This window comes from Bifidobacterium sp. M0307 (assembly GCF_016100445.1).
In the GTDB taxonomy this organism is placed as follows: Bacteria; Actinomycetota; Actinomycetes; order Actinomycetales; family Bifidobacteriaceae; genus Bombiscardovia; species Bombiscardovia coryneformis.
Window position 1 is genome coordinate 1,592,492 of sequence record NZ_JACFSL010000001.1, and the last position, 14,691, is coordinate 1,607,182.

Here is a 14,691-nt window from a genome sequence, read left to right on the forward strand (position 1 = left end):
CTACGTAAAGTGGAATTATGATTACGCCCGCAGACCTTGCGCGCATGCTCTCGCAAAGCGCCGACCCTGCGGACAGTCATGCCTCCAAATCGAAGGATGCCCCCCGGGAGACCGGTCCGAGATCGCCCCTCCTGTATTCGGTGGGCGAGTCCCTGGACCCCCTGCTACGCGATGGCCACCTCGCCCGGCAACCCCTGGAACAGGAGGAAGCCGCCGACGGTACACCAACCCCCGCCCTGATGCCTCGCCACAAGAACGCAGGCAAGCCGGCCACCTTCGCGTCCCTGGATGCCCAGGAACTCCCCGTGGTCAGGGAGTACTCGGCAGGAGGCCTGATTTTCGACCACCAGGAGCGGGTGGCCATCATCGCCCGCCATTCTCGGTCGGGACACCTGGAATGGTGCCTACCCAAGGGGCATATCGAAAAAGGGGAGACGCCCGAGGAGACGGCCGTCCGTGAGGTCCAGGAAGAGACGGGAATCCTGGGGCAGGTGACCGATTCGATCGCCACGATAGACTATTGGTTCACCGGAACCAACCAGCGGGTCCACAAGCTGGTGCATCATTTCGTCCTGCAGATGATCGGCGGAACCCTGAGCGTTGAGGGCGACCCGGACCACGAGGCTGAGGATGCCATCTGGGTGGACTTCTCGGATCTGGCCTCGGTGCTGAGTTACCCCAATGAGCGGAAGATAGCCTGGCTGTACGCGAGGAAGTACAAGAAGCAGATATGACCGAGAGCCCACTGCGCCCTGGGCGGCGCACCCCCCAGTCAACCCGTGCCCGTCAAGAATCGGCTGCGCGGGCAACGTCCTGGATCACAATCCTGGGAACACTCCTCCTGACCCTGGCCCTGATCCTGGGGGCGACCCCGGGCATGTTCCTGCCATCCGCCATGGCTGTCCCTGGCGACGACCATGGGCATCAGGCCCAAATCAGCCTCAAATCAGCCACCCCGGTGGTCACCGACAAGTCCGGGTACACCCTCAAGGCGACCGTGACCAACCTGGAGAGCCAGGAGCTGCGCGACTCCACCTTTACGGTCGGGACCAACGCCCTCTACTCGTTCAGCTCACGCACGGACATGCAGTCCTGGTCCGAGGGGAAGACACGCATACCAACACCAGACAATCTGGACAGCAGGGATCTGGACTCCGTCAAGCCCGGGCAAAGCGCCGAAGTCACCGTTACCGTGCCTGCCGACGCGGGGGGCCTCAGGAAAATGGTGACCTGGGGTCCCAAGCCCGTACGCCTTTCACTGACCGGCAAGGACAATCGAATTCTTGCAGAGACCTGGACCTTCCTCACCAGGACCTGGGATGGCCTGCCCAACTCAGGAACCCCCGCCATGTCGATGACCATGGTCCTCCCCTTGACCACCTCGGAGTGGACGGTGGAGGACAAGAACATGCAGGCCCTGATGACCCAGACCGACGAGGCCGTGGCTGAGGACGCCAAAAAGGAGGCCGACAGAGGCAACGGATCTTCCCCCTCTCCCTCGGCGACCAGGACCCAGGACCAACAGGACCAGTCCTCCACCCGAACCAACGAGGGCAAGGTAATCACCCTCAGCCGCCAAGCGACCAAGACCCAGGAAACCCAGCGACAACTGCTGAACCGGCACCCCACCCTGCAGGTCCTGGCTGACCCGACCTACCTGACGGCCATCGACGGAAACCCGAAGATCAACGGCCTCATCCAGCCCGCCGACTTCGACATCAGCACCTATGCCGGGCAGGATGCCGGACGATACCTCAAGGCCGGCATCTCCCCGGATTCATGGAGCGCCAAGACCGGAGCGGACCTCTATGCCAGGACCCACCCGGATCAGGGCAAGGTGGCAACAGACCATGCCTACGCCTGGCAGGGAAGGCAGGAGTGGTCCGTCGAATCCGTCACCGAAGCCCGCAAGGCCGGATACACCCATGTCGTAGCCCCCCGAGGGTTCGAGGCTGGAGCAGGGGCCTCGGCCCACACCGGCAAGTTCACGGTCGACACCCAGGCCGGACAGGTAACGGTCCTCACGGCCCAGCGGGAACTGAGCAATCTGGCCCAGGGGAATCCGACCTCCACCAAGGCCTCGGGAGAACGGACCCAGGCCGGACAGGTTGCCAGGTTCATGGCTCAGAGCGCCTTTTACCAGATGGAGCAGCCCTACGATCAGCGCGACCTGATGGTCTGCTTCGAAACCAGCCAGAACTCCCAGCAGGTTGACCAGATCATGGCCGGGCTGGAACACGCGCCCTGGATATCCCTAGGCTCCTTGGAAACCCTGGACAAGGCCGACGACTACAGTCTCGGTGCCTCCCGACTTCAGGAGAACCGCGAGTCAAGCAAGAAGCTGGACTCCGACATCGCCGGTACCCTGGATTCGCTGACGAACAGTCGCAACGACATCACCCGCTTCTCGAAAGCCATCCTGGCCGACCCCTCCTCCTCACACCCCACCGCCAGTGCCACGACCGGCAAGTCCGACAGCCAGGCCCTGGCACGACAGGATGCGGATACCACCGCCCGTCAGTCCAAGGACCCCGCCAACTGGTTGGAGCGGATCACCAAGGCCCACGATTGCCTGGCCTTGCATGCCATGGCTGGTATCCGGTCCGCACCAGGCCTGGCCGACCAGGCTCGGGCCATATCGAACCAGCTCCTGGACGGAATCAGCATCACCCCCAGCGAGTCTTTGACCGTCGTGAGCGAAACCGCCTCGATGCCGGTGACAATCAGCAACAGCCACCCCTATCCGGTCTATGCCAGGGTCAGCGCCAAGACCGACTCCATGGAGATCGTCACCTCCCGCACGGCCGATACCATCATCCCGGCCCGCTCCGAGGCCCAGGTCACCTTCAAGGTCAGGGTCGCCACGGCGGGTCAGGCGAATGTCGATATCTCCCTGATCGACCGTGACGGCAAACCCTTTGGCCAGACCAGGCAGGCACACATCACCAGCAACCTCCGCCTGAGCGACATGAGCGGCCTTATCATCGTGGTAATCGCCGTTCTGCTGGGCCTGTGCGGACTCTGGCGTCAGTTCCACCGCAAGAAGGATGCAGACGAATGAGCTCTGTGGGCCGTAATTCAGTCATCATGGCCTCAGGTACTGCGGCCTCCCGGGTCACCGGGCAGATTCGCACCATCCTCCTGGCCGCGGCCATCGGGACCACCGGTATCGCCGCTGACGCCTACCAGACCGGGGCGATGATTCCCCAGGTCATGTTCACACTGATTTCCGGAGGCATTTTCAACGCCGTTCTGGTACCTCAAATCGTCCGGACATTGAAGGAAAAGGACGCCACCGACCGTCTCAACAAGCTGATTACGGTCTCCATGGTCCTCCTGGCCGGGCTTACCTTGATCCTGATGCTGGCGACGCCGGCCCTGACCTCGATTTATCTGAACTCCAAGTGGAACCCGGCACAGCGGGCCTTGGCGAACTCCTTTACCCTCTGGTGCATGCCCCAGGTCTTCTTCTACGGCCTCTATACGGTCCTGGGGCAGATCCTGGCAGCCAAGGGCCGCTTCACGGCCTACGCCTGGAGCTCGGTCGGTGCCAATCTAATCAGTTGCCTGGGCTTCATGGCCTTCATCAAACTCTTCGGCAATGCGCAGAGGCAGCCGGTCACCTTCTGGGACAACGGCAAGGTCGCGCTGACCGCCGGTGCCTGGAGCCTGGGGGTGGCCTTCCAGGCCGTGATCCTCTTCCTCCCCCTGGTGAAGTGTGGCTTCCGGTATCGGCCCCGATGGGGTCTTCGGGGTATGGGCCTGCGCTCCATGGGGTCAGTGGCGGCCTGGAGCCTGGGGGTGGTCGTCATCGACCAGCTGGCCAACGTGGTCAATGCCCGAATCACCAACGGCGCCCCCCTGGAGGGAAACCCCTTCGACATAGCCGGCAACGGGTCCTACCAGAACGCCTACACCCTCTTCATCCTGCCCTACTCCCTGATAGCCGTCTCCGTCAGCACGGCCATCTTCCCCCGCCTGTCCAAGTCGGTGTCGGATGGGCGGATTGATGATGCCAGGGAGGAACTCAGCCGGGCTCTACGCAACGTCGGACTGATGATGTTCTTCTTCAGTACGGTCATGCTGGCCATACCCGTGCCAATCACCCGGGCCCTCCTCCCCTCGGTCGGCATCCATGAGGCCGTGCTCATCTCGGGTCCCCTGTTGGGCCTTTCTCTGGGGCTGGTAGCCATGAGTGCCTTCCTGCTCATCCAGCGCACCTTCTACGCCTTCGAGGATGGCCGCCACCCCTTCATCTTCGCGGCTGTCTCCAACCTGATCCAGGTCATCCTGGTCCTTGTGGCCATTCGCTTCTCGCCTCCTCGCTATTGGGCGGCCCTGGTGGGTGCGACCCTGGCCCTGAGCAACATCCTCAGCTTCCCGGTCCTGGCAAGAATGCTGCGTAAGCCCTTCAACGGCTACCTGGACGGTCGTCGTATCCTGACCACCTACGCCAAGGCCTTCCTGGCCGCCCTCCTGGCCCTGGGCGCAGCCCTCTTCCTCAAGACACCCGTCACCCACCTGGTCGGAGCCTGGGTCCAGGGGCGGCAGGGGCACATGAGTTGGATTCAGGCCGTTCTGATCTGCGTCATCATCACCCTGGTGGTGGGCATCGTCTATTCGGTGGTCCTCATAGCCTTGAGAACCACCGAGTTCACCCAGCTCCTGAACTCTCTGCTCGCCAAGCTGGGCAGGTCCCTCACCCACCCGGTCCAGAGTCTTGACGACCTGGCTGAGAAACCCTCCCGCCTTGCCGACAAGTCGGTGAGGGTGGTCCACTCCTCCTCACCCGACTCCGCCGAGGTCGGGCTCGATGCCGCTCTGGAGAACTTCGAAGAACAGCCCTTCCCATCAGATGAAGAAACCGCGACAGGCGGCTCCAAGGAACCGTCAAATGAGAAGGAACCCGTTAGGATTGTTCCTGTAGGCACCACCCAAAAGAGGATTCCGGTGTTGCGGGCAAACAATCCCGGGGGTGCTCCACCCGTCAACCGTGGCGCCGCCCCTCGGGAGCAGCGCTCCAACCTTCGCGAGAGTCCTGAAACCATGAAACCGCATATCGGAGATACCGTTCTCGGCAGATACACCTTGACCACCCTCATGCGCCGAGCTGCCGGTATGAGTGCCTGGCGGGCCCGTGACAAGGTACTGGACAGGGACTGCCAACTCTTCATCGTCAACGACTCCTCCTCCACCGACCTGATCAACACCACAACCTCGGGGCTGGCCCTGAGGAAGGACAGACACTTCACTCCGGTCTATCAGCTTCATACCAGGGACGGGGTCTCCCTGATCGTCACCGCTCCGGATGCCGGCTTGGCCCTGCAGGACTATATGCAGGGTCCGGCGGCCGAGACCCTGAGCTACAAGGCCATGCGGACCATCCTGGGTGAGGCCACCGAGGCAATGCGAATCCTGGGCAGAGTCGGGCTGACCGACTACACCGTATCCACCAGGACCATCAGACTCTCCAGGTCTTCGGTCGTGCTTGCGGACGCCCCGATTGGCCCCCTGATCACACCTCTCAGGACCAAGCACGAGCAGGGACTGACCGATGAGGAGCGCCTGATCCGGGAACTGTCCACCGTCCTCTACGACATGCTGACCGGTCACTCCGGTCATGCAGACGACGAGCGCAGCCTCGGTTCCCTGCCTGAAGATACCCCCGAGGAGTTCAGAATTGTCTGCGAGCGCGGTCTGGGCCTCAGCCGGGTTAAGGGTATGCGACCCATCCCCCTGGTCACATTGGCCGAGTTGTCTGCCCTGCTCAGCCCCTGGGTACCGCCCGAGGAGCTGACCGATAGCGACCTTATCTGGCCTGATATGGACGGGCGGGCCTCAGTAGAGACGGTCTCCCTTCGCAGGACCGATTCAGCCTACGTGCTTCCTCTCCCCCAGGAGCTGACAGTCTCCGATATACCCGCCGCCCGTATCTTGAGCCAGGATGAGCCGCATTGGGGCACCAACCAGTTGCTCTTCCCCGGTCGTAGCGAGATTGAGATAATCAATCCGGAGGATACCAGCAGCGACCTCTTCTCCCTCTTCGACGAACGGCAACGGAGAGATGCCGGCACAGGCCGCACCCAATCCACTATCCCGATGGATGTAAGCAGCCTGAGAACCGCCGCCTCCCCCCGCAGCCTGGAGGATTCCAATGCCGTGACAGGCAGAATGCCGGTTATTGCGCCTAACCAGAATAATGGGGGCATCCTGGGCACCGGCACCACCTCGGAAACCTCAATCAAGCAAGGCTTCTCCGAGTGGGACTTCCACAAGCCCGATGAGAAATCCGACGAGCAAACAGGACAGGCCCTCCAGCCTCGGGAGGCCGGCGATACAGTAGACAGTGCCCGTAGGGCCTCGGCTGTTTCGACGCTGGGAACAGGTTCGGATAAGAACCTTGATGGCCGGGCTGCCCTGACCGAAACCAGGGCCGTTTCCAGCCCCGATGCCACCGCCATGGAGCCACTGCCCCCCAGCTTCACCCCTGAGGCCCACTCCACCCCCGCACCCTACACCTACGGAGTCGACGGGGAGGACGAGCAGGAGGATGGTCTTGAAGACGGGGACATGGCCGATACCCGCCTCTTCGGGCACTTCACCACCCGGTCGGTCGTCATCACCGTGGCCGTCCTGGTTGTTGTGGTGGCCTTGGTCTGGGCCATGTCCACGGTTATCGGACGACGCCCCCACGAGTCCACCGAAGATGGCGGATGGCCGGTCATGTCGAACGTTCCCTTCCCTGGCCAATCCTCGGACGATGAGGACTCGGAGGAACAAAGCGATACCGGTAACCAGGCCAGGACGGCAACGAGCGACAAGGATGGAAAACAGGCCGACCACCATGCCGGAAAGTCCGCCCGCAAAGCAGACAGGAAGGTCGGTAAGGTCCCTGCGCCCCGCGCGTCCGTAAACACCACCCCCTATCAGGTGGAACACGAGACCTTCCTGAACCAGCCAGCCGGCAAGCAGGGCTTCGGGTGGTACATGCATCTGACTGAACCCCAGGAGGTATCCCGCCTGGATATCAAGGTTCGCCAGAGCGGCGGGCATGCACAGATCTTCGCCAACTCCACGGCCACCCAGCCCAACCAGGGCCAGCCTCTGGCAGACTTCAGCTTCGACCCTTCAGGAACCACCCACGTGACCCTGAAGGCACCGGTCAAAACCCAGGATCTGGTCATCTGGGTGCCCATGGACGGAATGCCCGGAAACACCCTGCACTTCTCATCCGTCTCTGTGTACTGAATTGGTGAGTGATTGGGCTTTTCCTGGCCCGTTACCTCGATTGGTAATACAGTTTCGATACATATAACCTTGCCGGTCGCGCCATCCGATCGGACGCGGCGGTAAACCCAGGAAGGCGGCTGCAGTCATGGCGGATAATCCCAATATCCCGTCCAAGGTCATCCGGAACGATCCCTGGTTCGGCTCCTATGCCAAGCGAGCCGAAGGGATGCGGGCCTCTGAGATTCGCGCCCTCTTCGCCGTGGCAAACCGCCCTGAAGTGGTCTCTCTGGCGGGTGGGATGCCTTATCTGGGCCGGATGCCTTTCGGTGAGCTGGCCGATCAGGTGGCCGACATGCTCCGCAAGCAGGGCCAGGTGGCCTGGCAGTACGGGTCAGCCCAGGGTGACCCCCACCTGCGCGAAGACGTTCTGCAGATCATGGAGCTGGAGGGCATCAAGGACGCTCAGCCTGATGATGTGGTCATCGTCAACGGGTCCCAGTCCGGCATCGACCTGATTACCCGCGTCATGTGCGACCCGGGCGATGTAATCCTGGCCGAGGCCCCGAACTACGTGGGTGCCCTGGGGGTTTTCCAGTCCTTCCAGGTGGACGTGGTCAACGTGGCCATGGATGGGGACGGTCTGATTCCGGAGGTCCTGGAGCAGACCATCATCGAGCAGCGCAAGGCCGGTAAACAGGTCAAGATGCTCTATACGGTTCCCAACTTCCACAACCCGGCGGGTGCCACCATGAGTCGTGAGCGCCGCCCGAAGGTCATCGAGATCGCCAAGAAGTACCACGTGCTGATCGTTGAGGACAACCCTTATGGACTGTTGGCCTTCGACGGCCAGACCTACCCGGCCTTGCGATCCTATGACTCCGAGGGGATCGTCTACATGAGCAGCTTCTCCAAGATCATCGCCCCGGGTATGCGTGTGGCCTGGATGGTGGCTCCTCCGGGAATTCGGCAGAAGCTGGTTCTGGCCAACGAATCCGCCATTCTTTGCCCATCGAACATGAGTCAGATGACCATTACCACCTATCTCGACAACTTCGATTGGAAATCACAGATCAACGACTACCGGGGGATGTACAAGGAGCGTTGCGATGCCATGGATGAGGCCCTGAAGGAGTATCTGCCCTACTGCTCCTGGCTCAAGCCCAAGGGCGGCTTCTACATCTGGCTGAAGATTCCCGACGGACTCAACGCCAAGGACATGTTGCCCAGGGCCATCACAGCCAAGGTGGCCTATGTTTCCGGTACGGCCTTCTACGATGACGGGCAGGGAGCCGACCACATGCGGCTCTCCTTCTGCTATCCCACCCCCGAGCGAATCCGGGAAGGCATCCGTAGGCTCTCGACGGTCATCGACAACGAACTCGACACAGTGCGTCTTTTTGAACCAGAGGTCGGCACAGGCACTCGCAAGGAAAGGGGCTGACATGGAGACCAGGCAGAACAAGGCACCCGAGCAGGTTGATGCCCGGAGAGAGCAGTCCCAGGCCGCGGCAGAGGGAGCCGGGAGGGCCAGCGAGACCCGTCATGGCAGGAAACTGGGCCGCCATGGGCATACTTCCCTCCATGTGAACGGAATCGCCCCTGCCACCAAGGAGGATGTTGGGTCTCTGGTGCAGAAGGCAACCCGTCGCGATGACAAGTCCATACTTGTCATCTGTGGTGGACTCAGCCATGAGCGCGACTTCTCCCTGAGCTCAGGCCATCGGGTCCAGGGGTTCCTGGAAGAGGCCGGATGGACGGTCAGTGCTCAGGATATGGACGGTGATCTGCTTGGTCTCCTGACTGATGAGAAGACACGCCCCGACCTGGTCTGGCCCCTCCTGCACGGAGCCAACGGTGAGGACGGATCCATCCGCGACATACTCGAAATGGTGGGGTTGCCGTACATAGGGTCCCGGGCCAAGGCCTCGCGTACAGCCTGGAGCAAGCCCATCGCCAAGAACCTGGTCCGAATGGCCGGATTGGCCACCCCGCATTCGGTCACCCTGCCGGAATCCATGTTCAGGGAATTGGGAGTCAAGCCTGTTATCGACCTCCTGCTGAAATCCTTGGGGCTTCCCCTTTTCATCAAGCCGACCAAGGGTGGGTCCGCCATGGGATGCACCCTCGTCAAGGAGGGGAAGGACCTCCCTCAGGCTCTGATCAACTGCTTCGCCTACGGAGAGGTCGCCCTGGTGGAACAGGCCGTCACCGGAACCGAGGTGTCGGTGTCCATCCTCGAGCTGAACGGACACCCGCTGATTCTGCCTCCTCTGGAGGTCTGGACCCCTTCAGGCACGTATGATTACGAGGCCAGAACCACCCCAGGGCCAACAGAGTTCTATGTGCCTGCCAGGTTGGATTCCAAGGCAATGCACGCCGTCAAGGAGGCCGCCCTGATTGTCCATAGAGTCCTCGGACTGAGAGACATCTCCCGCACGGATTTCATCGTTGATGAGATGGGAAGACCCCAGTTCCTTGAGGCCAATGTCGCACCCGGAATGACCGACACTTCTCTTCTGCCCCAGTCCGCCGTGGCCGCCGGCTATGAGCTTCCGGACCTTTATACGGCCCTGGTGCAGTCCGTTCTTGACCAGAACCGCGCTGACTGAGACCTATCCTCGCCGAGCCTCGGGGCCTTCCTGACATGTCCCGAGGCCCTTCTGACGCAGAGAAGGACCATCCTCCCCCGATTTTCCTGGCTCAGAGCTGGTCTCTGCCCGGTCATCACCCTCAACGGGTTGGGCCGATTGGTCGGTCTCACTGTCGTCGGACCGCAACCAGAAGCGCCAGCTGTGCCAGCCGTCATCGACCTTGCTTTCGTCGCCCTGGTCCTGCGAGGGGTGCTCACGCAGGAGTTTTTGAACCCTGCCCAGGAACCAGAAGAGCACAATCAAGGTACCAAGATTGGTAATGATGGCCACGATGACTGTTTTCTCCATACAGCAACCATATCCCCTTCCCGGCTCGACCGGCCCCTCCCCGCCAGAGAAGACGGACCTGTTACGCCCTCCGCTTGCCACCCGGTCAGGCTTCAAAGATAGAGTGGCATCATGACCCGAACCGTTCATGATGCCATAGTTATCGGATCCGGCCCCGCCGGCTACACAGCCGCAATTTACCTGAGTAGAGCCGGATATGCCCCCCTGGTTATCGCAGGCGCCTTGACACCTGGCGGGCAGCTCATGAACACTACCGAGGTTGAGAACTACCCGGGCTTCCCAAAGGGAATCATGGGACCGGACCTGATGGATCAGATGCGCGATCAGGCCGAGCACTTCGGTGCCCAAATCGAGTATGACGATGTCACTTCCGTTGACTTCTCCGGCGATATCAAGCGCATCACCACGGACGGCGGCGAGGAGTACTTCGCCAGAGCCGTGGTGGTCACCACCGGTTCCCAATATCGCAAATTGGAGGTTCCCGGAGAACGCGAGTTCTCGGGGAGGGGCGTCTCCTACTGCGCCACCTGTGATGGGTTCTTCTTCAAGGACAAGCCCATCGTGGTCATCGGGGGCGGCGATTCCGCCATGGGTGACGCGGACTTCCTGACCCGATTCGGTTCTTCGGTGCAGCTCATTCACCGTCGTCAGGGCTTCCGTGCCTCAAAGATCATGGTTGATCGGGCCCAGGCGAACAAGAAGATTGACTTTGTCCTTGATTCCGTCGTCACCAAGGTGAATGGGGATGAAAGCGGGGTCACCTCAATCGACATCCGCGACACCACCACCGGACGGACGACCACGGTCCCGGCCAACGGTGTCTTCGTGGCAATCGGTTTTGTTCCCCAGACCGGTTTCCTGAAAGGGCAGGTCGATCTGGACGAGGACGGGTACATCCTGGTCGAGGGGGCCTCCACCCGAACATCCACCCCAGGCATCTTCGCTGCAGGCGACGCGACAGATAAGGTATACCGTCAGGCCGTCTCTGCGGCCGGCATGGGCTGCCGTGCAGCTCTAGACGCTCAGGAGTACCTCAACACCCTGGAAGGCTGATAGCGGCCCTCCCAGGTACCTTTTTGGGCATGTTCTGACTTTCGCCCTCTGCAGCAGATCGGAAGCACCAAGCACACTCCTTTTCGGCGCCCTCGCGTCAGGACCGTGGAGCCGACCAGCCTGCACAGGTAAATTACCGTTACCCTCATGTCTTCGTTGCAGGCACCTTTGCCATCATTGATACGAAGCTGGGGCGCTGACCCAACCGGTCAGAGCCCCAGCTCATTTCTTTGTTCCCTACCTTCTGTCTGCCTTAAGGGGTGCGGCAGCCAGCCGGCTATCCAGCATCTCCGTTCGCCCCGTCAGACCCAACCGTCTGCCTTGTCGGATGGGCCCGTGCCGTTCTGCCCACCATCAAGCAGCATGGTGAGGATGCGATCCATGTCTTCAGGGGAAGAGAAGACGATCTCGATCCTTCCATGCTTCTTCGTTCCCTTGATGGCAACCTTGGTATCGAATCTGCTTTCCAGGTTCTGTCTAACCGGGCTGTCGCTCCAAATATCCGGCCGGGACTTCCTGGCCTTCTGCTTGACCTGGCCGGTTTTCAGCGCCACCAACTCCTCGGTGGAACGCACCGATAGACCCTCCGCGATGATCTTATTGGCCAACGCGTTCATATCATCTTCAGTGGGCAACGTCAGCAGGGCTCGAGCGTGCCCGGCCGAAAGAACTCCGGAGCTGACCTTTTTCTGAACGCTGGGCGGCAACTTCAGAAGTCGCAGGGTGTTGGTTATCTGCGGCCTCGACTTGGAGACCGACTTTGACAGCCCTTCCTGGGTCAGACCAAATTCATCAATCATCTGCTGATAGGCCGCCGCCTCTTCCAGCGGGTTGAGGGCAACCCGGTGAAGGTTCTCCAGCAAGGCGTCCCTGAGCATGGCGTCATCAGCGGTGGTTTTGACAATAGCCGGGATGGTTTCCAGACCAGCCAGCTGTGTGGCCCTCCACCGCCGCTCTCCCATGATGATTTCATAGGTAGGACCCTGGTTTTCCGACCCGGCGGTCTTGCCAGCAAGCGCCCCCGTCTTCTTCTCGACGGGCTGATTCACCGACTTTTCGGAAGCTGAGTCCTTATAGGGTTCTTGACTACCACCCTTGGCAATCTTCCTGACAACAATGGGCTGCAGGACACCGACCTCTTGTATGGAGCGGGAGAGCTCCAACAACTCGTCTTCATCGAAGATATGCCTGGGCTGCTGGGCATTGGGGCCGATTTCGTCAGTCCTCAACTCCATGAGATATCCGCCTTGGACCGGCTTCAGGTCATGGTCGGATACGGCATCCTGAACAGCTTTGCCGGACTCAACGGTTTTTTCCCGTACAGGACGGGTTGCCGAATGCGCGAGGCTCTTCTGGCTTTCACTCCCTGCCTCGGATGCAGACGACATTTCCCGATATGTTTCACGTGAAACACCGGTCACTGTCGAGCCAAAGAACAGATCGCTTGGATGTTTCAGACTGTCCAAATCCGGCATCTTGGAGATGCTCTTCCGTCCGCCGGAGGCAGAGGTTCTACGTGAAACGCTCTTCGTCTTTGCGGTACCAGTTGGAGACTCCTGCCTGGTCTGTGCGCCTTCTGCACCAGCAGAGTCCCCCGCCCCCGAGGTGCTGCTCTTGGTCTTCTTTGCACTTGCTTTGCCCTGTGCCTGGGAAGTGCGAGTAATTTTGCCTTTACTACCGGACTTGCCGTCCGTCTTGGTCGTAGAGGCAGCGGATTTGCGACTTGATTTCTTCGCACCTGATCCCGCCGAAGCCTTTGCGGTGCTTGACTTTGTACTTGACGACCCGCTACTCGAAGCCTTGGTTCCGGCAGAGGGTGAGGCAGCAGAATCCGCTGTCGTTGGTTTGGCGCCAACCCGCTTTCGGGTACCGGAATGCGCAGGAGCCGATTTTGCCTGACTGGCCTCCTGAGCTGCTGAATCCTCCGAACCAGTGGCCTGATCCGAAGAGTCCTCACCAGGAAGTGCGGGGAATAAGGCCCCCAGGCCCTTACCTAAACGTGACCGGCTTGCCATGCTCTTCACTCCCCTTGCTTCCTCTTGGTGATGCGCTCCAAAACCTGCTCTGATCTCGACGCTATTTCCAAAGCAGCTTCTTCGTATGAAATTGCTCCTGCTCCCCGCGGATCATATGTGATGACACTCTGCTGGAAACTCGGAGCTTCAGAAATCTTGACTGACCTGGGAATGGTGGTGTTCAGCACAATCTCGGGATAGTGCTCACGCACCTCGTCGAAGACCTCCTTGCTGAGCAGGGTCCGCTTGTCATACATGGTAAGGAGCATGGTCGAGATGACCAGATACGGATTGTATGACTGCTGAACCAGCCCTATAGTGTGCAAGAGCTGCTGCAACCCTTCCAAGGCGTAGTACTCAGCCTGTACTGGGATCAGCACCTCGTTCACCGAGCACATCGCATTTAAAACCAGAAGTCCGAGGCTCGGAGGGCAGTCAATAAAGATGTAGTCGTAGTGCTTCTTGCTCCCCTTGAGGAACTTCGCCAATGCGTTCTTAAGAAGGTGATTGCGCTCGGGCAGTTCCGCCACCTCAAGTTCGGCACCGCTCAAGTCAATGGAAGAAGGCACAACCTCAAGAGTATCGAAACCGGGTGATGCAACCTTGACCTCTTCGATGCCGTATCGGCCCTCCAACACGTCATAGGTGGAGGGGACGCCGCTTTCGTGAGGTACCCCGAGTGCCGTGGAAGCGTTCCCCTGAGGGTCCATATCTATAACCAGGACCTGGGACCCTAATGAGGCAAAGGCCGCAGCCAGATTGACGGTCGTGGTTGTTTTCCCCACTCCCCCCTTCTGATTGGCCACAGCTATAAACCGCGTCTGAGGAGGTTGCGGGACGGTGACCTTCTGCAGTGCCTGATACCTGGCATTGAGATCGGCCATCTCGGCTCCCGCGGAGGAGCCCGACCCGTCGGAGAAGATCTTTGTAAGAATATCGGAGGCGGTTTCAATACCCTCAGATCCGGGTTCGCTCCGCTGCCCGGTATCCGAGGTCACTTGAGAACCCGGTTCCCTCTTTTTCGATTCAGACACCAATCGTTCCTCCTTATACTTCGCACAATTTTCCCGTTCCTCATGGACATGTGTATTGTCCACAGTTGTGCACAGTCGTTGTGTATAACTGTGGATAAGTGTGGACAGGTTTCGGCCCTCTTGATTTATCACTTATTTCTGACTGTCGAATCAAATCCGTTGAAATAAGGTGGTTCTTTAGACCGCAAATCACTCTTCTTGAGATCCGTTTCATCGGTTGTGGATAAGTTTCAAAGGTCCCCCAAATTGTGTATAACTGCTCTTGAGTTTCTGCTCTCCTCTTTTCACCCATTGCGCCAGTGAGCATATTCGGTCTTCTTCTAACACTAAGCTCTCTGAGGTTCTGCAGCTCAAAATCTTGTACAGCACCCTGAAACCGTTTTTCTTGCATATCTCTGAAGAGTACGTTTCACGTGAAAC

At 60.1% G+C, this 14,691-nt stretch carries 9 protein-coding genes and 1 pseudogene; 7 read left to right on the plus strand and 3 right to left on the minus strand.

Annotated elements, in window-relative coordinates:
* Positions 1-17: 17 nt before the first annotated feature.
* The 5 genes from H3V08_RS06665 to H3V08_RS06685 all read left to right on the plus strand — a co-directional run bounded on the left by H3V08_RS06665 (position 18) and on the right by H3V08_RS06685 (position 9,839).
* Complete coding sequence (locus tag H3V08_RS06665) at positions 18-734, plus strand: NUDIX hydrolase (protein ID WP_198182029.1); 717 nt, start codon at positions 18-20, stop codon at positions 732-734.
* The gene (locus H3V08_RS06670) at positions 731-3,061 is read left to right on the plus strand and encodes a DUF6049 family protein (RefSeq protein WP_198182030.1); all 2,331 of its coding nucleotides are present in this window, start codon (positions 731-733) and stop codon (positions 3,059-3,061) included. Before H3V08_RS06665 ends, H3V08_RS06670 begins: the two co-directional genes overlap by 4 nt.
* Positions 3,058-7,248: a murein biosynthesis integral membrane protein MurJ gene (locus H3V08_RS06675; RefSeq protein ID WP_198182031.1), complete on the plus strand. Its 4,191-nt coding sequence runs from the start codon at positions 3,058-3,060 to the stop codon at positions 7,246-7,248. The genes H3V08_RS06670 and H3V08_RS06675 overlap by 4 nt, the downstream gene beginning before the upstream one ends.
* Positions 7,249-7,375: 127 nt before the next feature.
* Positions 7,376-8,671, plus strand: coding sequence for an aminotransferase-like domain-containing protein (locus H3V08_RS06680; protein WP_198182032.1), 1,296 nt, complete (start codon positions 7,376-7,378; stop codon positions 8,669-8,671).
* 1 nt (position 8,672) lies between these two features.
* Positions 8,673-9,839 carry a D-alanine--D-alanine ligase family protein gene (locus tag H3V08_RS06685; RefSeq protein ID WP_232340177.1) on the plus strand — a complete coding sequence of 389 codons (1,167 nt, stop codon included), beginning with the start codon at positions 8,673-8,675 and terminating at the stop codon, positions 9,837-9,839.
* A 3-nt stretch (positions 9,840-9,842) separates the two neighbouring features.
* Here H3V08_RS06685 and H3V08_RS06690 read toward each other — a convergent pair whose 3' ends face one another.
* Positions 9,843-10,169 carry a hypothetical protein gene (locus H3V08_RS06690; RefSeq protein WP_033491040.1) on the minus strand — a complete coding sequence of 109 codons (327 nt, stop codon included), beginning with the start codon at positions 10,167-10,169 and terminating at the stop codon, positions 9,843-9,845.
* A gap of 111 nt (positions 10,170-10,280) precedes the next feature.
* Here H3V08_RS06690 and trxB point away from each other — a divergent pair, with 111 nt between their 5' ends.
* The gene (trxB, locus tag H3V08_RS06695) at positions 10,281-11,222 is read left to right on the plus strand and encodes a thioredoxin-disulfide reductase (protein ID WP_033491039.1); all 942 of its coding nucleotides are present in this window, start codon (positions 10,281-10,283) and stop codon (positions 11,220-11,222) included.
* A 547-nt stretch (positions 11,223-11,769) separates the two neighbouring features.
* Here the strand turns inward: trxB and H3V08_RS07690 are convergent.
* A pseudogene (locus tag H3V08_RS07690) lies at positions 11,770-12,484 on the minus strand (ParB/RepB/Spo0J family partition protein); the annotation flags it as partial.
* A 352-nt stretch (positions 12,485-12,836) separates the two neighbouring features.
* On the opposite strand from H3V08_RS07690, the gene H3V08_RS07695 reads away from it, so the two are divergent.
* A complete protein-coding gene (locus H3V08_RS07695) occupies positions 12,837-13,121 on the plus strand; it encodes a hypothetical protein (protein WP_198182166.1) in 285 nt (94 codons plus the stop codon).
* A 121-nt stretch (positions 13,122-13,242) separates the two neighbouring features.
* Here the strand turns inward: H3V08_RS07695 and H3V08_RS06710 are convergent, their stop codons facing one another.
* Positions 13,243-14,235, minus strand: coding sequence for a ParA family protein (locus H3V08_RS06710; RefSeq protein ID WP_332461786.1), 993 nt, complete (start codon positions 14,233-14,235; stop codon positions 13,243-13,245).
* Between the last annotated feature and the right edge of the window lie 456 nt (positions 14,236-14,691).